This window comes from Nocardiopsis sp. CNR-923 (assembly GCF_001942255.1).
GTDB lineage: Bacteria > Actinomycetota > Actinomycetes > Streptosporangiales > Streptosporangiaceae > Nocardiopsis.
On the sequence record NZ_MKKC01000070.1, the window covers coordinates 54,236 to 76,178 of the forward strand.

A 21,943-nucleotide genomic window follows, 5' to 3' on the forward strand; every position below is an offset into this window, starting at 1 on the left:
AGTGATTCGGTCAATGTGCCCGCGGTCACGGTCGGGGTGGGGGCGCGGCCTCCGGGCGGTGTCGGCCGAGTGGGGCGGGATGTGGACGGGGGAGCGCGCGTCACCTCCGTGCATCGGCCCGGCGGGGGTCCGCGTGGCGTGCGTCACGAGGCGACGGAAGGGAGGAACCGACAAAGGGGGTCACCGTACGCGTCCGAAAGACCACGAATTACCGCAGTTATAGAAATGAGACATGTTGCGTCCGTGTTAACTCATTCGCTACGGTTCACACCGTGGTACAACTTCGTATAGCTCTGGCCCAGGTCAACCCGGTCGTGGGTGATCTGGAAGGAAATTGCGACAGCGTCGTCGCTTACGCTCGTGAGGCGAGTGACGCTGGAGCCCATCTCGTCGTTTTCCCCGAGATGGTCGTGACGGGATACTCGGTCGAGGATCTCGCCCTGCGGGACGGCTTCGTCTCCGCGTCCACCAAGGCCACCCACCAACTCGCCGCACGGCTTTCCGCCGCGGGGCTCGGACACCTTCCGACGGTCATCGGATTCCTGAATCGCAGGGAGGGCGCCGGGGCCCGGTTCGGCCAGCCCTCCGGCGCGCCGCAGAATTCACTCGCGGTCCTGCACCGGGGCCGCGTCCGGCTCGTCTCGGCCAAGCACCACCTGCCCAACTACGGCGTCTTCGACGAGTTCCGCTACTTCGTCCCCGGCCACACGCTTCCCGTGCTGCGGCTGCACGGCGTCGACTTCGCCTTCGCCATCTGCGAGGACCTGTGGCAGGACGGCGGGCCCGTCGCCGCCGCGGCCGAGGCCGGCGTCGGGATGCTCATCACGTTGAACGGCTCCCCCTACGAACGGCACAAGGACGACGTGCGGCTCGGGCTGTGCCAGCGGCGCGCGCGGGAGATCGGCGCCGCCATCGGCTACGTCAACATGACCGGCGGCCAGGACGACCTGGTCTTCGAGGGCGACTCCCTCATCGTCGACGCGGATGGCGAACTCGTCGCCCGAGCCGCGCAGTTCGAGGACGAACTGCTGGTCACCGACGTCTCCCTCCCCCCGGCGGAGGATTGCGCGCAGGAGCTGACGGAGGCGGGTGGCTTCCGGATCGTGCGGTACACCGTCTCGGACCAGCCCGCCGCGCCCTACGAGTCGCGCACCCCGGTCCTGACCCCGCGCAGGGACCCGCTCAACGACCTGGGCGAGGTCTACACCGCGCTCGTCACCGGCGTCCGTGACCACGTCCGCAAGAACGGGTTCACCTCGGTCCTGGTGGACGTCTCCGGCGGCGCGGACTCCGCGCTCACCGCCACCATCGCCGCCGACGCGGTAGGGCCGGAGCACGTCCACGCCCTGATCACCCCCGGGCGGGGCGCCGACGCCGGGGCCCTGGAGCGCGCCGAGGACCTGATCAAGCGCCAGGACCTCGTCCGGCGCCTGCATCCGGCGGACGGCCTGCTCGACGCGTTGGAGTCGGCGTTCGCCTGCGACGACGAGGGCCGTGCCGCTCTCCTGGCCCAGGCGCGGGGCGCGCTCCTGACCGCCCTCTCCCGCCAGGAGGGGCACCTGGTCCTGGCGACCGGCAACAAGACCGAGCTCGCGACCGGGATGTGCGTCCACTACGGCGACGCGGTGGGCGCCTACGCTCCGCTCAAGGACTGCTGGAAGACCCTGGTGTGGGAACTGGCCCGCTGGCGCAACGCCCGGGACGTCGGCGCGGACGGCGGGCCGCCCATCCCGGAGGCCTCCCTGGAACGGAGGCCGGTCAGCGGTTGGGGGGTCCTCGACCCCGCGCCCGCGCGTCCGGAGTACGAGGTGCTCGACGGCCTGCTGGACGCCTACATCGGTACCGACCAGGGCGTCGCGGCGCTGACGGCGGCCGGGTTCGCCCCCGACCTGGTGCGGCACGTCGTCCGGCTGGTCGACCGGGCCGAGCACAAGCGCCGCCAGTACCCGCCGGGTCCCAAGATCACCCGGCGCAACCTGGGCCGGGACCGGCGTCTGCCGATCACCAACCGGTGGATGGCCTGAGGCGGGTCGCGGCGACGGACGGTGCCGCGGTGCGGGGCGTGCGCACGCCCCGCACCGCGGTCGCGGGTCAGATGCCGAACGGCGCAGCGTAGCGGACGGTTCCGGTCGGCAGCGGGTGGCCGTCGTCCAGGGCGAGGGCCATGAGCGCCTCGTCGGGAACGTCGACGCCCAGGCGGATGCCGTGGGCGGACGCGCGGCCGAAGCCGAACCGCGGGTAGTACGTCGGGTGTCCCAGGACGATGACGTACCGTTCGCCCCTTTCCTCGGCCGCCGCGAGCGCGGCGTGGACGGCCGCGGACCCGGCGCCGGCCCCCTGCGCCTCGGGAAGGACGGCGCACGGGGCCAGGCACAGGGCGGGGACGTCGTCGATGTGGCAGCGGGTCAGCAGCGCGTGGCCGACGACACGGCCGTCCGGACCCGTCGCGACGAGGGACAGGCCGTCGATCCAGGCGGACGCGTCGGCGCGCAGGGCGTCGACGAGGTCGGCCTCCTCGTCGCGGCCGAAGGCGGCGCGGTTGACCTCACGGATCGCGGCGACGTCGGCGCGCGTCTCGGCGCGCGTGGTCCAGGTGCCGTTCATGGATGGTCGAGAACCGTTCTGGAGCGGTGTTCGCGGCCGTTCCCCGCGAGCTCACGCTCCCAGCGGGGCGGGCGAGGGTCAGGCCACGGACCGGGACGTGGACCGGGACGCTGTGCCGGTGGCCGTGGGCACGGACGTCGGCCCCGCCTCCCCGTTCCCCGTTGCGAACACGAACGCGTGTCACGTTACCAGCCCAGGTCCGGCCGCCCCGTGTCCGCCAACCACCGTCTGGCCCGTCCCCGTTCCGGTCAGCTCGGCATGGCGTTACGGCGCTGGTCGCGTCCGCGTCCGCCCCGGTTCGCACGGTGTCCTGGGGAACGGTGAGCAGGCGGATGCCGTACGCGGCCAGCAGGGCGCTCACCAGCGCGACCGCGCCGCCCATCCAGCCTCCCGCGTAGGACTCACCCATGAACGCCACCCCGACCACGGAGGCCGCGACCGGGTTGGTCAGCGTGGTGATGCCCAGGGGCGCGCCGAGGTCCATGCCCTGGTAGGCGGCCTGGGCGAGGAACAGGCCGAGGACCGCGATCACGGGCGTGGCCAGGGTGGCGGGGTGCGCCAGACCGGCGGCCCCGGTGTCGGCGATGACGGCGACGGACGTCTTGACGGTGGCGGAGGAGACCCCGAAGGCCACCCCGGCGGCCCCCGACAGAAGGTAGCTGCGCCACGCCGTCGACGGGACCCGGCCCGCGCCCCACGCCGTGACCAGTAGGAGAGCGGTCGTGCCGACCCCGACCAGCACTGAGTCGGGCGTGTCGAGCACACCGCCCTGGCCGTTGGTGACCGACACCGCGAGCAGCGCGCCGAGCGCCACGACCGTGAACGCCGCGCCGCGCCACTCCGCGCGGCTCACGCGCCGTCCGCCCAACCTGGCCGACCACGGGACGCCGAACACGAGCACGAGGACGCCGAGCGGCTGGATCACGGTGAGCGGGGCGAAGCTGACCGCCGCGACCTGAAACCCCGCGCGTCCCCCGTTGAACACCAGCGACACCCACCACAGCGGGTGGCGCAGCAGGTCGGCCACCTGGCGGCGGTTCGTGAGCGGAGCGGTCACCCGCACGGCCAGTCGGCGCTGTGCCACCGCAGCCGCCGTGTAGGCCGAGCAGGACAGGAGCGCGAACGTGATCCCCAGCCAGATACCCATGCGGACATCCTTGCGCTCGGTCGCGCGCCCGTGCGGGGCGGGGTCCGATCCTCTCCCGGAGCGTCCGATCCGCGCTGGTCGGAGCGGGGCGGCTGGTCGTGGACCGCAGCCGGGTGCGCGGAGCTCAGTACCCGTGTGCGGCTCCGGGCGGATCGGGGCCGACGGAGGCGGGGGCGACGCGGGTGGCGACGGCGACGGCGATGGCGTCCGTCGCGCCCGGCCTCCGGGTCAGTCGCGGCTGGGGACCGCGCCGCGGTAGAGGGCGGCGACCACGTGCTCGATGTCGGGCTCGCGCAGGGTCAGGTCGGCGACGTCGTGCCGCTGTGTGACCTCGGAGATCACCGACGCCGGGTTGGCCGACAACTCCACCCACTGCCGGGGGCCCTCCACCCGCACGCAGCGGCCGCCCGGAACCTCGATCGGCGGGGCCGGGGCCGCCAGGTCCACGACCAGGACACGGGGCGTGGGCACACTCGCGCGCAGCCCGGGCAGGTCCCCGTCGTAGGCCAGCCGTCCGTGGTCGATCACCACCACCCGTCGGCACAGCCGTTCGACGTCCCCCAGATCGTGCGTGGTCAGAAGGATCGTGGTCCCCTCCTCCGCGTTGAGCCGGAGGAGGAACTCGCGGATCGCGGACTTGCTCACCACGTCCAGTCCGATGGTCGGCTCGTCCAACACCAGCAGCCGGGGCCCGTGCAGGAGCGCCGCCGTCAGGTCGCCGCGCATGCGCTGGCCGAGGCTGAGCTGGCGCACGGGCGTCGCCAGGAACGGGCCGAGCTCCAGCAGGTCAGTGAGTTCGGCGAGGCGCCGCGCGTGGTCGGCGGCCGGGACCCGGTACATGTGCCGGGTCAGTCCCAGGCTGTCGCGCAGCGGCAGGTCCCACCACAGGGTGGTGCGCTGGCCGAACACGACGCCGATGCGCGAGGCCAGCCGGGTGCGTTCGCGGGAGGGCTCCAGGCCGGTGACCCGGACGCGGCCCGAGGACGGAGTGAGGATGCCGGTCAGCATCTTCATCGTCGAACTCTTGCCCGCGCCGTTGGGCCCCAGGTAACCGACGATCTCGCCCGGCTGGACGCTGAGGGTCACGTCGCGCACGGCGCTGACGGTCCGCTTCCGCCGTCGGAGGAAGGGGCCCTCGCGGAGGACGAAGTCGCGGCCCAGTCCGACGGCCTCGACGATGGGAGGGTGGTTCGCGGTCATGGGTCAGCTCCCGGTGGATCGGTAGCGGCGCAGCCCGGCGCGCCAGCACAGGGCGGCGACCGAGCACATGAGGACGGCGGCGACGGGCGGGGCGAAGCGGAGCGCGTCCGGCAGGCCCGTCGGGTCGGGGCGGCCGAGCAGGAACAGGGCTGGCTGCCAGCTGACGAAGGCCAGCGGGACCACGAAGGTCACCGAGCGTACGACCTCTCGGCCGTAGACGGCGAGCGGGTACTCGGTCAGGGCCTGCCCGCCGTAGGTGAGCGAGTTGGCGGCCACGTGCGCCTCGGGGAGGACGAACTGGACGCACGCGCCCGCGACCCACACGGCGCAGCACAGGGCGGTCGCGGAGACCAGCAGCGCGGGAAGCGCCAGCACGCGTGCGGGCGTCCAGTCGACGTCGCACGCGACGAGGGCGACGGCGAGCGCACCGGCGGCGGGCACGACCTTGCCCAGCCGACGCGGCGTGAACTGGTCGGTGGCCAGTAGCACGAGCGTCGGGACGGGGCGGATCAGCATCGTGTCGAAGGCTCCGGAACGGATGTGCCGACCCAGGCGCTCCACCGATCCCATGAGCATGTCGGCGCACCCGAACGCGGTCGCGGACAGTCCGTAGACCAGGAGCCCCTCGTGGACGCCGAATCCGGCGAGCTCGCCCGCGTGGCCGAAGACGATCAGCACCCCAGACATCTCCGTGAGCGCGCCCAAGGAGACGAACACGGTGAGCAGGACGAGGGATGTCGGGTACTGGGCCAGAGCCCGGCACCACGTCCACGCCAGGCGGACGTAGGCGCGCGGCGGACGCAGCGCGCGGATCGTGAGCGGTTCAGCCACCCTGGACCACCACCCTGCGCGTCGCCCGGGACGTCGCCAGCGCGCCGAGGGCCAGGAGCACGACGGCCCAGAACACCTGGAGGGCCAGACCGCCGACCACGCTCCCGCCCGGCAGGGTGTCCTTTCCGAGCAGGATCTCCGCGGGGATCTGGATCATCGACGCCCACGGCAGTAGCCGCAGCACGTCGCCCACCGTCGTCGGGAACAGGGCGAGCGGCAGCAGGGTCCCGGCGGCCACTGGCCCCAAAAGCCCGGCCGCGGCCCACACGCCCCGGGTGTCGGTGAGCCAGAACCCCGCCAGCGCGTACAGGTAGCGCAGCGCGAAGGCGACCACGGCGACCAGGACGAAGGAGACCAGGACGGCGGCCCAGCCGAGCAGTCCGTCCGGGTAACGCAGGTCGAACAGAAGGACCCCGACGCCGAACGTGGGGACCGAGCGGAAGACGAGCTGGAAGGCCGCTCGGCCGAGGTCGTCCGCCAGCCACCAGGTCTGGAGGGACACCGGGCGCAGGAGGTCGATCGCCACCGCCCCGTTGCGGACGCGGTCCTCCAGGTCCAGGGGCGGGCCCATGACGGCGGACACGCCGAGCAGCGCCTGGGCGACGAACACCTGCGTGACGGCGTCGCGCGCGTCGTAGCCGTTGATCTCGGGGCGGGCGGCGAACAGCGCGAGCAGGACCGTCGCGTTGATGACGCCGAAGACCGCGTTGGTCAACACGTGCGCGACCGTGGCGGCTCGGTAGGTGGAGTAGCGGCGCAGCCCTCGGGCGAACACCGCGCGGTGGACACGCATGGGTGTGGCTCCTGGCGGATCGAGACCGTGCTGGGGTGAACGTCCGGTCTCGGCGCCGGGGCGGGGTCGCCTGGGCGAGACCGGATCCGGCACGTCCCTGATCTCGCACAGGTCCGGGTCGCCGCGAGGAAGTGACGCTAGCACAGGGTCACGGGGCGTGCGAGGGTTTCGCGCGGACGGCGACGGCGCGCCGAGGCCGGCCCCCGGCCGCGTCGGCGCCGACTGGCCCGGATAGCCTCCGACTGCCGAGCGGACGGGGAGGGACAGCTGGTGACGTCGACGACTGCGGGGACGGCCGGAGGCGGTCGGAAGGTCGTGGTGCTGACGGGAGCGGGGTCGGGTCTGGGCCGCGAGATGGCCCGGCGCCTGCTGGCGGACGGGCACTGCGTCGTTCTGGCGGGGCGCAGGCGTGCGACGCTGGAGGAGACGGCGGGCGGGCGCCCCGGCGCCGTGGCCGTGGAAGCCGACGTGACCTCCTCGGACTCCGTGCGGGAGCTGTTCGACGTGGTCCGGGAGCGGTTCGGCCGGGTCGACGTGCTCGTGAACAACGCGGGGGTGTTCGGCCCGAGGGCGTCGGTGGACGCGATCACGGACCAGGACTGGGAGCGCACGCTGGCCACCAACGTGACCGGCTCGCTGTATTGCGCGCGCGAGGCGGTCCGACTGATGAAGGAGCAGTCGCCGAGCGGGGGCCGCGTCGTCAACAACGGGTCGGTGTCGGCGTACGTGCCGCGCCCGCTGAGCGTGGCCTACACCGTCACCAAGCACGCGGTCACCGGGCTGACCGCCGCGATGAACCTGGACCTGCGGGCGCACGGGATCCCGTGCACGCAGATCGACGTGGGCAACGCGGCGACGCCGATGGTGGCCGACTTCGGCGTCGAGGCGTTGCAGGCGGACGGGTCCACGCGCGCCGAGCCCACGATCGACCCGGCGCACGTGGCCGACATGGTCGCCCACATCGTCTCCCTACCGCTGGACGTGTCCGTTCCGCGCGTCACGGTGATGGCCAGGGAGATGCCGTTCGCCGGGCGGGGGTAGTCACCGCGGGTGGGGCCCGTGCCGCGCTCCGCCCCGAGCCGGACGGGGGGTGCTCAGACGCGGCCGAGCGGGCCGGACCGGTCCGCTCCGGCCGTTCCCGGCGGGCGACGCGGGCGTGACCCCAGGTGACCAGGGCGATCACCAGCAGGGCGAAGAAGGCGTTGCTGCCGTACTTGAGTAGCGGCGCGACCGGTTCGCCCAGGGGCTCGACCACGAACGACACCAGTCCGTTGGCGACGAGCGGCGCCCCGGCGACCGGGACGGTGCGCAGGACGGCCGGGAGGAAGGAGGCGTCGGCGATCGCTGAGGGCGCCGTGCCGCCCCTCACGGTCTCCCGCGCGGTCGCGGTTTCGTCGGTCCGGTCCGCCCGATCGCGGAACCGCGCCGGCGCCTGACCCGCACGGATGGGACCGAGTCGTCCACAGGCACGGATTCGGTGAGGAAAACGCCGGGCGCGTGGGTAGATGTGACGTATGGCAACCCCTCTGTCACCTCCCGTCCGAAGCCGTCCCCTCGCCCGCGCCGCCGTCCTGGCCCTGGCCGCGTCGTGCGCGCTCGGGACCGGTGCCGTCCTGATCGCCGCTCCGGCGTATGCCGCCGCGCCGGGCACAGCCGTCCCCGCCCCCGCCACGCTCTCGCCCGATCTGCGGGAGGGCGACTCCGGCGCCGACGTGACCGCGCTCCAGGACCGGCTGAACGAGCTCGGTTACTGGACCAACGGTGTGGACGGCGAGTTCGGCTACCACACGGAACAGGCGGTCATCGCCCTCCAGAAGGCCGCCGGGATCGCCCGGGACGGCATCGCCGGTCCCGATACCGAGAACGCCCTCGACCGGGGTGTGCGCCCGTCCGCCGCCACCTCCTCCGGCGAGCTGCTGGAGATCGACCTGGACGACCAACTCCTGCTCGTCGTCTCCGACGGCGAGGTCGACCGGATCATCAACACCTCCACCGGATCGGGACAGCCCTACGAGAGGTGGGACGGTACGGAGGCCGTCGCCACCACGCCCACCGGAACCTTCGCCGTCTTCCGCGAGGTCGACGCGTGGGACCCGGGGCCGTACGGGGCGCTGTACAGGCCCAAGTACTTCAACGGCGGGATCGCCGTTCACGGCTACCCGAGCGTCCCCGCCCAGCCCGCCTCGCACGGCTGCGCGCGGGTGAGCATGGCCGCGATGGACTGGTTGTGGGAGAGCGCGACGATGGAGGTGAACACCACGGTGGTCGTGTACTGACGGGCGGTTCCCCGGTCCGTGCCGGGAGGGACACCGCACCTGGCGGTGTCCTGTTGGTGTCCGAATTCCTCGCCGTGTCCGGTCGGATCGCTGGCGACGTCGCCCGCCCGCGGGCGGTGGAGGGCCGCGCCGAGCCGAGGGACGCCGTGGTCGGGGGCGGAGGTCGTCATCGTGGTCCTCGGGAGGCGGGTGCGGATTCCCGGGCATTCCCGGCCGTGCCGGCGATCGAGGCCAGACCTCGGGTATGGGCTGGTCGGGGACGTGTTCGCCCGCCCCCGACCGGTCACGAACACGAGGAGGACCGCGTGCCCTTCCGGATCGCCACGGAGCCCGGCCGACTCGACCGCCCGAACGAGGACTTCGCGGCCGTGAGCGCGGACTGCGCGGTGCTGTTGGACGGCGTGACCGCGCGCCCGGACGACGGATGCCGCCACGGGGTGGCGTGGTTCGCCCGGTCCCTGGGCGGTTTGCTGCTGGCCGGCGCGGACGCGGGACGCCCCCTGGACGAGGCCCTGGCGGAGGCGATCGCGGATGTGTCCTCGCTGCACGGCGGCGCCTGCGACCTCGCCAACCCCGGGACGCCGTCGGCGACCGTCGTCGCGGCACGGGTGCGCGACGGTGCCCTGGAGTACCTGGTCCTGTCCGACTCCGTGCTGGTGGCCGAACAGCCGGAGGGCGTGCGCGTGGTCGCCGACACCCGGCTGGACGAGATCAGGGAACGGCTGTCCGCCGCATCGCGGGTCGCCGGGGCGGCCCGCGATGCGCGGGGGGCGGCGTTCGACCGGGACGGGGCGGGTCTGACGGTCGGTCCGATATCCAGTATCGAGGCATACCGCAACGTGTCCGGCGGCTTCTGGACGGCGGGCGCCGACCCGGCCGCCGCCGACGAGGCGCTCACGGGGACCTGCTTCCGGCGACCTTCGCGGCGCTCACCGACGGGGCGGGCCGGGCCGTCGACGTGTTCGGCGCGTGCCGCTGGGACACGGCGTTGGCCCTGGTGGCCCAGGAGGGGCCCGAGGCTTTGGTGGGTCTGGTCCGGGACCTGGAGCGCGCCGACCCCGAGGGAGTGCGACATCCCCGGGGCAAAGCACACGACGACGCGACGGTCGTCGCCTGGTCTCCGTGACCGGATTACGGACATCCGTTACCAACGATTCCGGTTCGTCTGATCTGAGGTGAAAGAGATCGATTTTACGGGAGCAGCAGGTGAAACAGGTGCGAATATCTCGCTGTGATTGATGACGTTTTCTCCCGTGGGTGAGATCACCTTCTCCCGCTTTTTAAGGAAAATTCCTCCACAGGTCACCCCAGGGCATCGCGACCCGGGCTGGGGAGACGAACGCCTCGTCCGAAGGGTGGCGTCGGGCGCTTTCGTGTGTCGCCTTCATCCGGTACATTTCTCGGTAACCGATCAGTCGGGGTTGTCTCCACAACGTCCCGTCATCGGTGATCCCTCTACTTCTTACGCGTGCGCGTTCCCGTATGGTCGGCGTCAGCGCGCGCCAATGATCGTGGTCGTCGTCCCGCCCGGTGAAAAGGAGACGGTGTGAGCAGCACGGGCGTCCTCGAACCGACCGGTCCCAACGACTCCCTCGGCGGAGCGGGCTGGTTGGACCGCCTTCTCGCCACGCCCGTGAGCGGCGCGGTCGAGCGGCCCGGCGCGGTGCGCGACCGCGCCGGATACCACCAGCGCCCCGACCCCACGCACGCCGCCACGGCCGCCGAGTTCCTGCTGACCATGCGCCGCTACCTCGTCTGGGCGGGCGATTGGTCCTACGCCGAGTTGGAGTACCTGTGCGGGGGAGCGGTCAAGAGCTCCACCTTCCGCGCCGCCCTCGAAGGAACCCGTCTGCCGCGGTACGTCTTCCTCATGGCCTTCGTGACCGCCTGCGCGGGCGAGGACGAGGCCGAACGCCGCCGTTGGGCGAGCGCCTGGCACCGGCTCCGCCGCTCCGACCAAGGCTGACCGGATCCGGCGCGGTCATCGCCGCGCGCGGACCCCCAACGCTCACCGCCGAGGCGAGGAGAGACCGACGTCGGCGGCCGACCGTCACTGTCCGACCACGCCCGCGTCGATCCGCTCGCCGTTGGTCGTCTGGACCACCACCGGGATGCCCTTGGGAACCCGGCCGTCGAGCCGGTCGACCAGCTCGTCCTTCGGGGGGAGATCTCCCGGGACGCGGACGTGCACCTGGATCGTCCGCGACGCCATGTCCACCCCGGTGACCGACGCCTTGGGGTCGTCCGCGAGCCACGCGTCGGCGGCCTCCCGTGCCCGCGCCGTCCACAGGTCGACCAGGAGCGTGAACGTGGTGTTGCCGACGAGCGGGACGAACACCACCGTGAACAGCAAAGCCATGGTGAAACGTGCCTTGCGGGTCGTCCGCTTGGCGCCCCCGGCTCCGTACCCGACCGCCGCGAAGACCGCCATACCCGCGGAGACCAGTCCGAACAGGTTGGACAGGAACAACACCAGCGCGCCCGACGCGTGCCAGAACGCGAGGTGCCCGAGGCACACCCCGACCACCACGAGGGGAGGGACGAGGGAGATGGCGATGGCCACCCCCGGCAGCACGGAGGCGACGTCCCGGCGTGACATGGCCAAGCGCCGGCGAGGCCCGTCGCGATCGCGGACACCAGATCCATCAGGCCCGGCGAGGTCCGCCCGGAGATCTGGCCGTTGGAGAGGAGATCGTAGTCGTTGGGCAGGGCCACGGAGAACAGCAGTCCCACGCCGATCACCAGCAGGCAGCCCAGGACGACGACCATGACCGACCTGGTCCGTCGCCGCTGGACGGAGCCCAGGGCTATCCCCATGATCGGGGTGCCCAGGGGCGCGATGATCATCGCGCCGATCACCGTCGCGGTCGAGTCGGTGATCACCCTCCCGCGGCGATGACCGCCGACAGCGTCAGCATCGTCCAGAAGGCCGAGCGCTTGGCCCTGCTGTCTCCCGCCGACAGGTCGAGGTCCTGCACCATCTCGTCCACCGTGCGACGTTGACTGGTCGGAACGATGCGTTCGAGGAGTGCGCTGAGCATGGCCCGAGTATCGCCCCGGTGGCCGCCCCTACCAGGGGAGACACGGCGGTGGGCCCGTGCGTCCGTCTGACCGGCTCCGTCGTCGCAGCGGCGCCCGACCCGTTCCCCCGGATCCCCGGCCCACGGCGTGCCCCCCGGGGCCGGGCGACGTCCGACGCCTAACGTTGACCGCATGCGCGTACTCGTCACCGGTGGGGCCGGGTTCATCGGATCGCACGTCGCGGAAGCCCTCCGCGCCGCAGGGCACACGGCGGTGACGCTCGACGTCCTCCTGCCGCAGGCGCACGCGGGGCGGCCACGCGCGGACGCCGACGTCGACCTGGTGTGCGACGTTCGCGACGGCGAGGCGGTGGAACGGGCCCTGCACGGCGTGGACGCGGTGTGCCACCAGGCGGCGATGGTGGGTCTGGGGTCGGACTTCGGTGACGCGCCCGACTACGTCGGCTGCAACGACCTGGGCACCGCGACGCTGCTGGCCGCGATGGCCCGCCGAGGAGTCCGCGACATCGTGGTGGCCGGGTCCATGGTCGTCTACGGTGAAGGGGCCTACACGTGCGCCGAGCACGGCCGCGTCCGGCCCGGTCCGCGCCGGGAGTCCGACCTGGCCGCCGGCCGCTTCGATCCCCCGTGCCCCCGCTGCGGGGCGCCGCTGGAGCCCGGACTGGTCGGCGAGGACGCCCCGACCGACCCCCGCAACGTCTACGCCGCCACCAAGCTGGCCCAGGAACATCTGTGCGCGGCGTGGGCGAGGGCCGTCGGCGGGCGCGCGGTGTCGCTGCGCTACCACAACGTGTACGGCCCCAGCATGCCGCGCGACACCCCGTACGCCGGTGTGGCGTCCTTCTTCCGCTCGGCCCTGGCCCGGGGCGAGGCCCCCCGCGTGTTCGAGGACGGTCGCCAGCGGCGCGACTTCGTGCACGTCCGAGACGTGGCCGACGCCAACGTGACGGTGCTGGAGGCGCTCTCCGCGCGGCCGGAGGGGGTCCTGTCCGTGTTCAACACCGGCAGCGGGACACCGCACACGGTCGGTGAGATGGCGTGGGCCCTGGCGGAGGCGCACGGGGGACCCTCCCCCGAGGTCACCGGCGAGTACCGGCTGGGCGACGTCCGGCACATCACCGCCTGTTCCGCGCGGCTGACCGAGGAGTTCGGCTGGCGTCCGCGCGTCGGCTTCACGGAGGGCGTGGAGGAGTTCGCGCGGGCGGATCTGCGCGCCCGGTCCGAGGCGGACGCGTCGGCGAGGTGACGGCAGCGCCCGCGTGTCGCGGAGCACACCTCCCCCATCGGAGTCGTTTCGCTTCGTAGCGTGATCATCGTGATCGATGAGCGACGTGAGAGCGATGACTCCACCACGTGTCAGGACCGCCCCTCGGAAGATCCCGCAGACCCCGCGCGAGCGCACCGGCGACCGCCGGTGGACGTGATCCTGCCGTGCCTCGACGAGGCCGAGGCACTGCCGTGGGTCATCGAGCGCGTCCCCTCCGGGTGGCGGCCGATCGTGGTCGACAACGGTTCCACGGACGGGTCCGCGGGCATCGCCGAACGGCTGGGGGCCCTGGTCGTCACCGAGCCGCGCCGCGGGTTCGGGGCGGCCTGCCACGCGGGGCTCCTCGCGGCCACCGCCGACATCGTGTGCTTTTGCGACTGCGACGCCTCACTGGACCCGTCCCTGCTCCCACACCTGGTGGACGCCGTTCGCGAGGGCGCGTCGGACCTGGTCGTGGGACGCCGTCGCCCCGCGGACGGAGCCTGGCCCGCCCACGCCCGGTTGGGCAACGCCGTGGTCGCGAGGATGCTGCGCGGGCGCACCGGGGCGCGGATCCGCGACATCGGACCCATGCGCAGCGCGCGCAGGGAGGACCTCCTCGGACTCGGACTGACCGATCGCCGCTCCGGCTACCCCCTGGAGATGGTCGTGCGCGCCGCGGCCGCAGGGTGGAGGATCGACGAGGTGGACGTCCCCTACCATCCGCGCGTCGGCGCCTCCAAGGTGACAGGCACCTGGCGGGGGACATGGACGGCCGTGCGGGACATGGCGTCCGTGCTGCGCCAGCCGGCCACGCGAACACGGGCCCGCTCCGCGGGAGGAAACCGGTGAGCGGCCGAGGGGAGCGCGGGACGGCGACGCTCCTGGTGATCGCCAAGGAGCCCGTCCCCGGTCGGGTCAAGACCCGCCTGATTCCCGAGTACACACCCGAGGAGGCGGCCCGCCTGGCCGCCGCCGCGCTGGAGGACACACTGCACACCGTGCTGTCGCTTCCGGCGCGCAGGAGGGTGCTGGCCCTGGACGGGCGACCGGGCCCGTGGCTGCCCGACAGCGGGTTCGACGTGGTCGCACAGTCCGGAGGCGGCCTGGACGAGCGTCTGGCCGCCGCGTTCGCCGGATGTTCGGGACCCACGCTGCTCCTCGGCATGGACACGCCGCAGGTCACCGCGGACGTCCTGGCCCCCGCGCTGCGCCCGACGCCTGGCGGTGCGCGGACGCGTGGTTCGGGCGACCGAGGACGGCGGGTTCTGGGCGCTCGGCCTCGCGGAACCCGACCCCGCCCTGCTGCTGGGTGTGCCCATGTCGACGGATCGGACCGGGCGGGTGCAGCGCGCACGCCTGACCGACGCGGGTCTGCGGGTGGGCGACCTGCCGCTCCTGACCGACGTGGACACCGCCGCGGACGCCGCGAGGGTCGCCCGGCAGGCCCCCCGGAGCCGGTTCGCGCGGACCGTGCGGGCCCTGGCCGACGGGTGCGCGCGATGAGCGCGGCCGAACTCGGGGTCGCTCCCGCCGACGTGACGGCGTGGCGGTGCGACCCGTACACCGAGGCGCTGGTCAAGGGATACGGCCCCCTGTTCATGCGTCGGCCAGACGGGTCGCTGCTGTCGTTGGACGTCCAACGCTGGTGCGGAGGCGTCGACGCGGTCGACGCCTCCGCACTGGACCGCTGCGAGGGCAGCACACTCGACCTGGGCTGCGGACCGGGACGTCTGGTGGCGGCGCTGGCCGGACGCGGTCGCCCCGCTCTGGGGGTCGACCTGAACCCGCTGGCCGTGGCGCGCGCTCAGGGGGCTGGCGCGAGCGCGCTGTGCCAGTCGGCGTTCGATCCCCTGCCCGACGAGGGCCGTTGGGGCACCGCGTTGCTGGTGGACGGCAACATCGGCATCGGAGGGGCCCCCGAGAGGCTGCTCGCCCGGGTGCGCGATCTGGTGCGGTACGGCGGACTGCTCATCGTCGAGACCGCCCGGGAAGACGTCTGCGAACGGATGACCGTGCGCGTCACCGACGGGTGGGGCCTGATCGGCGCACCCTTTCCGTGGGCCCGGCTCGGGCCGTTCGCGCTCCTGCGGCTGGCGGAGCGGTCGGGGTGGTCGCACACGGAGTCGTGGGAGGTCGGGGGACGCGCGTTCACCGCGCTGCGCTCCACCGGGCCGGACGCGGTGACGCCTCAGGCCGAGTGATCGTCCGAGGACGCGCGCGCATACCGGACCGCTCCCACCAGCGCGGAGGCGGCGAACAGGAACGCGCAGACCAGCAGCCACCGTCCGGCGAACGGGTGACCGGGCAGACCGCTCTTGGACAGGTAGGACTCGGAGGGGCCGAGGATCAGGGGGAAGTAGACGAGGAACAGCAGTGCGGAGACGACCGCGGGCACGCGCACGTGGTTGGTCAGCCGGACCCGGGCCCGGCCGTCTCCCCCCGCGCCCCTCCCGCGCCCGGTCAAACGTCCGGCCACCCACCGCCAGCCACGGTCGACCAGGGTGTAACCCGGGAGGAACACCAGGTCGTGGAGGACGGCGGCGCCGACGAACCACACCAGGACGCCGACGACGTCGCCGCTCAGGAGACGCACCCCCGCGTAACCGATGAGGGCGAAGGCCCCCGCCATGAGCAGGAGATGGAGGGCCGAGGCTCCGTACCACCGTCGCACGACGGTCACGGCGACTCCCCGAAGGTGAGCCGACCCACCCACTTCGTGTTGTGCACGCCGGGACTGGCCGGGACGATGACGCGGGCCGGATAGCCGTGGTCGAGTGACAGGTCCGCGCCGTTGACGCGCAGGGCCAGCAGCGACCGGGGGTCGCCGACCTGGTTGGCGCGCAGCCCCGCGCTGGTGAAACTGCCTCCGCGCTGGAGGGACTCCACTACAACCGCGGTCGGCCCCCAGACCCCGACCAGGCCGGCCAGGTCGGCCAGGCGGACCCCGGACCAGTCCTGGTTCTGCGTCGACCATCCCTCCACACAGGCGATCGGCAGCGCCGCGTCGTGCTGGGGGAGGGCGAGCAGGTCCTCCCTGCTCAGGACCGCCTCACGCCCGCCGCCGCGCACGGTGAGCCGCCAGCCGGCGCCGACGTCGTCCTCCCCGACTCCGGCGCGGGCCGCGGTGTTGTTGACGGGGAAGTCGCCGGGACCCGCGCCCGACCTGCCGCGCGGGGCCAACACGGCCGTCGACCGCAGCGGTCCGCCGATGCTCTGCCCCACCGTCACGGCGAGCAGAGCGAGCGACCCCAGGCCCACCATGCCCAAGAGCCCGCCGCGGGAGAGGGTCGCGGGCGCGGGGTCGGGCGAGAGGAGACCGGCGCCACCGGACGGTGCGCCGCCACCGGACTCCTTCGCGCCCGCGGGCCCCTCCCTCAGGGCCCGGACCATCGTCGGAGCCTTGGTGGCGACGTGGACGGCGAACCCCCCGAGGAACACCCACGATCCGTAGAAGTGCAGGACGTAGAAGGAGCCGGGGAAGACGTATTCGAGCTGGACGTTCAGCAGTCCGGTGGCGAAGACGAACAGCGCCCCGCCCACCAGGCACAGCAGCGACAGCCGTTCGAGGGCATGGGCCACGGACCGCACCGGCGGCCAGGCGAAGAAGAGGGGGATGACCGACCAGAGCTTCGCGAGCAGCACCGGGACCAGCACGATGCCCAGGGTGACGTGGACGCCCTGGGTCAGCCGGTAGAGCCAGGGCGGGTCGGTGGGCCAGGCGAAGAGGTAGAACCCAAGCAGGCCCTTGTCCGGCGTCTTGTCGTTGACCGGGGTCAGGTCGGGGTTGTAGGCGGCGTACGACAGCAGCCCCGTCACGGCCACGAGGGTGAGGCCGACCAGCAGCACGGCCCCCAGCACCGACGTCGTCCACGGCCCGCGGATCGGGCTGCGCCAGAACTTCGGGCGTGTGGGACCGAGGGGCGGCCCGTCGCGCAGGAACGCGCGCAGCCCGTCCTGGCGCGAGGACGAGCCCTCGGGACCCACCGGCGCCGAACGACGCGTCCGGTCGGTGTGCTCGTCCATGCGTGCCTTCCGTCCCTCGTTCGCGCCGGGCCGCGCACGCGATCATGCTAGGCGAGCGAACCGGTGCGCCCCGGGAGCGAAACGCGCTCTGAACGGGCCATCCCGGCGACACGCCACGATGCGTCACGGCTCCGACACACACGGGGCCTAGGGTGTGAACCGTTGCAGCCGTCCATCGAGGGGGCGAGGAGCGCGCCGCGGGCGGGGCCGGGCGGGGGCACGTCGACTGATGAGAACGCGGGGAGAGTCGTGCCGGGTCGTCGTGTGGCGGGGCGTGTGTCCGCCGAACCCACCACGGCGTGCGATGTGACGGCGCGCGGTCTCCGGAACCAGGATCGCGAGACGGTTGGCGACGAGCGCGCCGGGCGTCGCCTCGACCTGCTCACGGCGGTCGGGGCCGTGCTCCTCGTCGGGCTGGCCGTCACCGTCGGACGCGCGATCGAACGCGCCGACGCCAGCTTGTATGTGGGCTGGCCCCCGCTCTACGCCTCCTGGGACCCGCACTCGGGTCCCGGCAGCGTTCCCGCGCTCGCCCTGGCCGCGGCGGTGGTCGCGTGCGGGCCGCCCGCGGCGCGGATCCTTCCGTGGCGCGACCTGGTGGCGGCCGTGTGGGCCGTGTCCGCGCTGTGGACGCTCGCGCTCGCCCTCGTCGACGGATGGCGGGGGTTCGCCCAGCCGCTGGAGTCTCCGTACGAGTACCTGAGCTCGGTCGACCGCTTCGCCGACGTCGGCGCGGCGCTGCGCGGGTTCACCGAGCACATCCTCGTCGGTTCGCCCGACAACTGGCCGACGCACGTCGCCGGTCATCCCCCCGGCGCGATCCTCACCTTCGTCGCGCTGGACCGGGTCGGCCTCGGCGGCGGCGTCTGGGCGGGACTCTGGTGCGTCGTGGTCGGCGCTTCGGCCGCGGCGGCCGTCCTCGTCGCGCTCCGGGCGCTGGGGGCCGAGGCGGCGGCGCGCCGGTCGGCACCGTTCCTGGTGCTGTTCCCCGGCGCGGTCTGGATCGGCTCGTCCGCGGACGGCTACTTCGCCGCCGCGGCGGCGTGGGGCCTGGCCCTGCTCGCGGTGGCGGCGGCTCCGGCGCCCGCGCCCCCCGAGCCGCGGCGCTGGCGTCCGGACTGCTGCTCGGCTGGACGGCGTACCTGTCCTACGGGCTGGTGCTGGTCGGGGTCCTGGCGGTGACGGTGCTGGTGTGCGCCCGGACCGCCCGTCCCCTGCCCTTCGCCCTCGCGGGAGCGCTGGCCGTCGCGGCGGCCTTCACGGCGGCGGGCTTCTGGTGGTGGGAGGGGTACCACCTGCTGGTGGAGCGGTACTACCAGGGGGTGGCCGCGGTCCGGCCCCACGGGTACTGGGTGTGGGCCAACCTGGCCAACGCGGTGATCGCGGCGGGGGTCGCCTCCGTCGCGGGGACGCGACGGGTCCTCGCACTGTCGCTGGGGTCGGTGCGCGCCGCGCCCACGGCCGTGTCCGGCGGCAAAGCGGTGGTCCCCCTCGTCACGGCCGCGGTCTGCGCGACCGTCGTCGCCGACCTGTCGGGCATGAGCAAGGGCGAGACCGAGCGCATCTGGCTCCCCTTCCTCGTGTGGCTCGTCCCCGCCGCTGCCCTACTGCCGTGCCGTGACCACCGCGTGTGGCTCGCCCTCCAGGCCGCGGCAGCCCTGCTCGTCAACCACCTGCTGCGCACCGGGTGGTGAGGAGCGCACGACAGACGCCCCCGCTCGCGGAGGCGGACGTCTGTACGATGTCGTCCGCGGTCTTCCGGATCCTTCCGTGCGTTCACGCCCCAGCCAGCGTCAACCCCGCCGACGTCGTCAGCCGCCGGAGCGTCTGGGCCGGTTCCCGCGCGAAACCGGCATCGACGACGCGGGCGAGGTGGCCGAGGTCGGTCCCGGGGTCGACGATCTCCAGGCCGGACAACGGGTGTGGGGCCACCTCGGCACCCGCGCGGGCAGGACCGGCGCCGCCGCTGACTACCTCCTGGCGGGGCGCGAGCAGGTGGCGGTCGAGGGAACGGCCGTTGTTGGGGCACAAAAGAAACCGCCGGGCCTGTGTGGTGTCCAGGTCCGGCGGTATCTCCACTGTCTCAAGGTGGCGCACTCGGGAGGACTCGAACCCCCAACCTTCTGATGTTCCGGGTGCCCCCGCTGGCTTGTGGGGGAGGGGCGGGAACGGCCGCTGACCTGCGCCGGAGTGCTGGGGGCTTCCCGGGGGTTCCGGTGGCTTCCCGGTGGCGTGTGCACTGAATGTGCATCGCCTTGACCCAGGCCACAGGACGCCAGCCCCAGGTGAGCGGGCCTTCTCCGCATGCCTGAGCCATGCTCCCTCAGCCCCGGTCTTCGGCAACCATCGTTTTCGGTCCGGGGTGGTCGATGGCGCTGGGGCCAGTGGCCACAGACAGTCCGGGTCGCGCCATCGGGTGCCCCGGAATCTGAGGACGTCTCTGTTGCCGTCTGAACGGGCCAGGTGTTCAGGTCTAGAGCTGCATGTGGTGTGCCGGACCGGAGGACTCCGGGGACCATCCGTGAGCGAGAGCGTTCCGGATGGTTGCGGCGACCACGGCCGGGGTCACAGCGGCGGGAGAGTCCACCGACAGCCAGGTTTCCGGGTGCGGGTGCTGGGTGGTGATGACGAGCGTCTGCCCTGGCTCCTCTGCCAGTTCCACGGCGAAGGTCATGGGTGTCGCGCAGATGCCCTGTGTGTAGGTCGGCTTGTGCCGTACGCGCCACCGGTAGTCGGTGCCGTCCACGGTGATGTGGCGAGAGCCCTTGCGGACCAGTGCCATATGCGTCGCCTTCTGCCGGGGGCGGATATGAAACGCACTCACTTTAAGCGTAGAGCGGTTGAGCATGCACGGAACGCCTACCAGAGTAACCACGGAGGTGGATTGATGGGCGGTTCGGGGCAGGTGCGCACATCCGTCCGTTTCAGGACCAAAAGCTCTGACATACACGCAGGTCATGAGGCATGATGACCTGACTTGGTCCGTTCTGGCCCCATCTTCGGGGGCCGCGTCAGACAATGGCAGAGGCGTCGCCACGGGCGCGCCCGGGACCGGGCGTCAGCCCGCAGCCCGAGCGGCGGCCGGTGGCCGCAGCGACGGCGCTCGCGCCGTCGCCTTGATCCCATACAGCTCAACTCGGCAAATTTGGAACTAAGGAGAATGGTGACAGAGGACCTGAACGAGGCTGAGGCGAAGCTTGTTGGTTGCTTCAAGATGGGAAATCCTTGTTCTTTTGATAATCCCCCTGGAAAACTTCCTCTCATGGGCGATGGAATGTTTTCTGAAGGTCGAAATATAATTCGAGCTGAAGTTGTCCAAGAGCTTCTTCTCAGTCCACCAAGAGTGGCACCTGGAAAGGCATCAAAGCTAGTGCTCTCTGGGGCAAGTATTTCTGGAAAGCTCGATCTAGGGTGCGCCCATGTAATTCCCTTTCTATTTACGGAATGCGCCTTTGACGACATTCCAAATTTAAATGACGCAAAGGCTGAATTTGTAGGTTTTATGGGATGTCTGCTCCCAGGTATTGATCTGAGTCGGGCAACAATCGATGGCCCCCTTTGGTTCAATGATACGACCTTTCGAGGGATGGTGCGGTTGGATAATGCCTCTATTTCTGGGGACGTAGATCTCGATGGGTGCAAGATAAAGAAAGGTGATCACCATCGCGGAAAGTTTTCCTTCTTACTTCAAGGCCTGAGGACCCAAGGAAGCATTTATCTAAGCAAGGGGTTCGAATCTGAGGGAGGCATAAATGCTGAGGGCGTCTCTGTCGCGGGCAAGTTTGCCTGTACGAGTGCCAAAATCACGAACCCTGAGGGTCTTGCCCTGATCTTAGATCATTCAGATATAAGTTTTGGTTTTCATGGAAATGGTTTAAACCTAAAAGGGAGCTTGAATGCCCATCACGCCAATATTGGATGTCAATTTTCTTTGAATGACGCAAAAATCAGTGACGCAACGAAGAAAGCCCTCCGTTTGGATCATGTAGTTATTGCTGGATCTATCCTAATGGCTCGTGCTAGTGTGAAGGGTGAGGTAGATTTTCATGGCGCTGAGGTCTCTTGTCATGTGAAAATGATTAAGGCGAATATATCATCGCCTAATGCCTATGCGGTTACGGCTGACCAGATGAGAGTAGGTGGAATCCTGGGTTTTCAGGAGGCAGAAATTACAGGAAGCGTCTTCCTGGCTGCTAGTCATTTTGGATCAAAGGTTATATTTGATGGGGCTAGAATAGCTAAGTCTTCGGGTGCTGCGATTAACATGGATAGCTGCACCATCATGAACGATGTGCAGGCTTCTAAAAATTTTCAGTGCGAAGGCGCACTTGTACTGAGAAATTCTATTGTTAGTGGCTTTGTAACGCTTTCTGATTCTGTGTTTAATGCCAGTGATGGAAGGGCTTTCGATGGGACTTTCCTTCGGTCTTCAGGCGGGCTCGTCGCGGAAAGGTCCACTTTCACTGGTCTTTTTTGATATTTCGGGCGCAAATGTAGTATCAGGTGTTCGATTGTCTGACTCTCAATTTGAAGGCGTAGCGAAGAATTCAAACTCCCTAGGATTGGTGAGGGACAAAGTTACTGGAAAGCAGTGGAGGGGCTACTCCATTAGGGCATTTGGCGCGAAAATTGATGGCGATCTTAGGATGCAATCCAGTAATTTCTCTCGAACGGTATCATTGAGGTGATCTCAACGAGTTCGGAAGCTGGGAGGAAAGCCCCGAACAGCAAAAAAGTGACGTCGGGGTGTGAACCGTCGTTCCCCTGACATGGGCGTGG

General features: G+C 70.9%; 21 protein-coding genes and 4 pseudogenes. 14 read left to right on the top strand and 11 right to left on the bottom strand.

The features are described 5' to 3' along the window. Positions 1–272: 272 nt before the first annotated feature. On the top strand, positions 273–2,024 hold the full coding sequence (locus BJF83_RS08995) for an NAD+ synthase (RefSeq protein ID WP_187347118.1): 1,752 nt from the start codon (positions 273–275) through the stop codon (positions 2,022–2,024). Positions 2,025–2,091: 67 nt separating this feature from the next. Here BJF83_RS08995 and BJF83_RS09000 read toward each other — a convergent pair whose 3' ends face one another. The 5 genes and pseudogenes from BJF83_RS09000 to BJF83_RS09020 form a co-directional block, all read right to left on the bottom strand. Then, entirely contained in the window at positions 2,092–2,604 is a 513-nt protein-coding gene (locus tag BJF83_RS09000) for a GNAT family N-acetyltransferase (protein ID WP_075925930.1), read from the bottom strand. 307 nt (positions 2,605–2,911) lie between these two features. Beyond that, positions 2,912–3,751, bottom strand: a pseudogene (locus BJF83_RS09005) (DMT family transporter); the annotation flags it as partial. A gap of 228 nt (positions 3,752–3,979) precedes the next feature. Continuing rightward, positions 3,980–4,951, bottom strand: coding sequence for an ATP-binding cassette domain-containing protein (locus tag BJF83_RS09010; protein WP_075925931.1), 972 nt, complete (start codon positions 4,949–4,951; stop codon positions 3,980–3,982). A gap of 3 nt (positions 4,952–4,954) precedes the next feature. Continuing rightward, on the bottom strand, positions 4,955–5,782 hold the full coding sequence (locus BJF83_RS09015; RefSeq protein ID WP_075925932.1) for an ABC transporter permease: 828 nt from the start codon (positions 5,780–5,782) through the stop codon (positions 4,955–4,957). Continuing rightward, a complete protein-coding gene (locus BJF83_RS09020; RefSeq protein ID WP_075925933.1) occupies positions 5,775–6,575 on the bottom strand; it encodes an ABC-2 family transporter protein in 801 nt (266 codons plus the stop codon). The genes BJF83_RS09015 and BJF83_RS09020 overlap by 8 nt, the downstream gene beginning before the upstream one ends. Positions 6,576–6,845: 270 nt before the next feature. On the opposite strand from BJF83_RS09020, the gene BJF83_RS09025 reads away from it, so the two are divergent. After that, a complete protein-coding gene (locus BJF83_RS09025; protein ID WP_075925934.1) occupies positions 6,846–7,616 on the top strand; it encodes an SDR family oxidoreductase in 771 nt (256 codons plus the stop codon). Here BJF83_RS09025 and BJF83_RS09030 read toward each other — a convergent pair. After that, positions 7,573–7,944 (bottom strand): hypothetical protein, encoded by a 372-nt coding sequence (locus BJF83_RS09030; protein ID WP_075925935.1) that lies wholly within the window; start codon positions 7,942–7,944, stop codon positions 7,573–7,575. The two genes, BJF83_RS09025 and BJF83_RS09030, sit on opposite strands and share 44 nt — an antisense overlap. Positions 7,945–8,089: 145 nt before the next feature. Between BJF83_RS09030 and BJF83_RS09035 the strand changes: the two genes are divergently transcribed. The 3 genes and pseudogenes from BJF83_RS09035 to BJF83_RS09045 all read left to right on the top strand — a co-directional run bounded on the left by BJF83_RS09035 (position 8,090) and on the right by BJF83_RS09045 (position 10,817). Continuing rightward, positions 8,090–8,851 carry a L,D-transpeptidase family protein gene (locus tag BJF83_RS09035; RefSeq protein WP_075925936.1) on the top strand — a complete coding sequence of 254 codons (762 nt, stop codon included), beginning with the start codon at positions 8,090–8,092 and terminating at the stop codon, positions 8,849–8,851. Between the two features lie 305 nt (positions 8,852–9,156). Further along, positions 9,157–9,977: pseudogene (locus BJF83_RS09040) on the top strand (hypothetical protein). 420 nt (positions 9,978–10,397) lie between these two features. Next, positions 10,398–10,817 carry a hypothetical protein gene (locus BJF83_RS09045; RefSeq protein WP_075925937.1) on the top strand — a complete coding sequence of 140 codons (420 nt, stop codon included), beginning with the start codon at positions 10,398–10,400 and terminating at the stop codon, positions 10,815–10,817. Between the two features lie 84 nt (positions 10,818–10,901). Here the strand turns inward: BJF83_RS09045 and BJF83_RS28775 are convergent. Beyond that, positions 10,902–11,698: pseudogene (locus tag BJF83_RS28775) on the bottom strand (DUF389 domain-containing protein). A 32-nt stretch (positions 11,699–11,730) separates the two neighbouring features. After that, on the bottom strand, positions 11,731–11,892 hold the full coding sequence (locus tag BJF83_RS28785; RefSeq protein WP_262391417.1) for a hypothetical protein: 162 nt from the start codon (positions 11,890–11,892) through the stop codon (positions 11,731–11,733). A gap of 172 nt (positions 11,893–12,064) precedes the next feature. Between BJF83_RS28785 and BJF83_RS09055 the strand changes: the two genes are divergently transcribed. The 5 genes and pseudogenes from BJF83_RS09055 to BJF83_RS09070 all read left to right on the top strand — a co-directional run bounded on the left by BJF83_RS09055 (position 12,065) and on the right by BJF83_RS09070 (position 15,342). Beyond that, positions 12,065–13,138 carry an NAD(P)-dependent oxidoreductase gene (locus BJF83_RS09055; protein WP_075925938.1) on the top strand — a complete coding sequence of 358 codons (1,074 nt, stop codon included), beginning with the start codon at positions 12,065–12,067 and terminating at the stop codon, positions 13,136–13,138. 174 nt (positions 13,139–13,312) lie between these two features. Further along, positions 13,313–13,990 (top strand): glycosyltransferase family 2 protein, encoded by a 678-nt coding sequence (locus BJF83_RS09060; protein WP_262391418.1) that lies wholly within the window; start codon positions 13,313–13,315, stop codon positions 13,988–13,990. Then, positions 13,906–14,289 (top strand): annotated as a pseudogene (locus BJF83_RS28790) (glycosyltransferase); the annotation flags it as partial. The gene BJF83_RS09060 and the pseudogene BJF83_RS28790, both read left to right, overlap by 85 nt. An 88-nt stretch (positions 14,290–14,377) precedes the next feature. Then, positions 14,378–14,644, top strand: a complete 267-nt coding sequence (locus BJF83_RS28795; RefSeq protein WP_262391422.1) for a hypothetical protein — start codon at positions 14,378–14,380, stop codon at positions 14,642–14,644. After that, entirely contained in the window at positions 14,641–15,342 is a 702-nt protein-coding gene (locus BJF83_RS09070; RefSeq protein ID WP_075925948.1) for a class I SAM-dependent methyltransferase, read from the top strand. The genes BJF83_RS28795 and BJF83_RS09070 overlap by 4 nt, the downstream gene beginning before the upstream one ends. On the opposite strand, the gene BJF83_RS09075 is transcribed toward BJF83_RS09070, so the two are convergent. Together BJF83_RS09075 and BJF83_RS09080 are read right to left on the bottom strand one after the other, a co-directional pair. Then, positions 15,330–15,821, bottom strand: a complete 492-nt coding sequence (locus BJF83_RS09075; RefSeq protein ID WP_187347119.1) for a hypothetical protein — start codon at positions 15,819–15,821, stop codon at positions 15,330–15,332. The genes BJF83_RS09070 and BJF83_RS09075 overlap by 13 nt on opposite strands. Then, a complete protein-coding gene (locus BJF83_RS09080) occupies positions 15,818–17,164 on the bottom strand; it encodes a molybdopterin-dependent oxidoreductase (protein WP_083678466.1) in 1,347 nt (448 codons plus the stop codon). Before BJF83_RS09080 ends, BJF83_RS09075 begins: the two co-directional genes overlap by 4 nt. A gap of 276 nt (positions 17,165–17,440) precedes the next feature. Between BJF83_RS09080 and BJF83_RS28800 the strand changes: the two genes are divergently transcribed. From BJF83_RS28800 to BJF83_RS30950, 3 genes are all read left to right on the top strand, one after another. Further along, the gene (locus tag BJF83_RS28800; protein ID WP_262391419.1) at positions 17,441–18,346 is read left to right on the top strand and encodes a hypothetical protein; all 906 of its coding nucleotides are present in this window, start codon (positions 17,441–17,443) and stop codon (positions 18,344–18,346) included. After that, positions 18,322–18,858: a hypothetical protein gene (locus BJF83_RS28805; protein ID WP_262391420.1), complete on the top strand. Its 537-nt coding sequence runs from the start codon at positions 18,322–18,324 to the stop codon at positions 18,856–18,858. Before BJF83_RS28800 ends, BJF83_RS28805 begins: the two co-directional genes overlap by 25 nt. Before the next feature lie 178 nt (positions 18,859–19,036). After that, on the top strand, positions 19,037–19,291 hold the full coding sequence (locus tag BJF83_RS30950; protein ID WP_394329315.1) for a hypothetical protein: 255 nt from the start codon (positions 19,037–19,039) through the stop codon (positions 19,289–19,291). Between the two features lie 346 nt (positions 19,292–19,637). Here BJF83_RS30950 and BJF83_RS09095 read toward each other — a convergent pair whose 3' ends face one another. After that, positions 19,638–19,946 (bottom strand): hypothetical protein, encoded by a 309-nt coding sequence (locus tag BJF83_RS09095; RefSeq protein ID WP_075925940.1) that lies wholly within the window; start codon positions 19,944–19,946, stop codon positions 19,638–19,640. A 381-nt stretch (positions 19,947–20,327) separates the two neighbouring features. On the opposite strand from BJF83_RS09095, the gene BJF83_RS26655 reads away from it, so the two are divergent. Next, on the top strand, positions 20,328–21,641 hold the full coding sequence (locus tag BJF83_RS26655) for a pentapeptide repeat-containing protein (protein ID WP_158070348.1): 1,314 nt from the start codon (positions 20,328–20,330) through the stop codon (positions 21,639–21,641). Positions 21,642–21,943: the final 302 nt, after the last annotated feature.

What these genes read in the sequence shown, in the direction of transcription:
- BJF83_RS09080 (WP_083678466.1), bottom strand. Translation starts at nt 17,164, where the DNA reads ATGGACGAGCACACCGACCGGACGCGTCGTTCGGCGCCGGTGGGTCCC.
- BJF83_RS09095 (WP_075925940.1), bottom strand. Translation starts at nt 19,946, where the DNA reads ATGGCACTGGTCCGCAAGGGCTCTCGCCACATCACCGTGGACGGCACC.
- BJF83_RS09020 (WP_075925933.1), bottom strand. Translation starts at nt 6,575, where the DNA reads ATGCGTGTCCACCGCGCGGTGTTCGCCCGAGGGCTGCGCCGCTACTCC.
- BJF83_RS28785 (WP_262391417.1), bottom strand. Translation starts at nt 11,892, where the DNA reads ATGCTCAGCGCACTCCTCGAACGCATCGTTCCGACCAGTCAACGTCGC.
- BJF83_RS09055 (WP_075925938.1), top strand. Translation starts at nt 12,065, where the DNA reads ATGCGCGTACTCGTCACCGGTGGGGCCGGGTTCATCGGATCGCACGTC.
- BJF83_RS09070 (WP_075925948.1), top strand. Translation starts at nt 14,641, where the DNA reads ATGAGCGCGGCCGAACTCGGGGTCGCTCCCGCCGACGTGACGGCGTGG.
- BJF83_RS09035 (WP_075925936.1), top strand. Translation starts at nt 8,090, where the DNA reads ATGGCAACCCCTCTGTCACCTCCCGTCCGAAGCCGTCCCCTCGCCCGC.
- BJF83_RS09010 (WP_075925931.1), bottom strand. Translation starts at nt 4,951, where the DNA reads ATGACCGCGAACCACCCTCCCATCGTCGAGGCCGTCGGACTGGGCCGC.
- BJF83_RS09000 (WP_075925930.1), bottom strand. Translation starts at nt 2,604, where the DNA reads ATGAACGGCACCTGGACCACGCGCGCCGAGACGCGCGCCGACGTCGCC.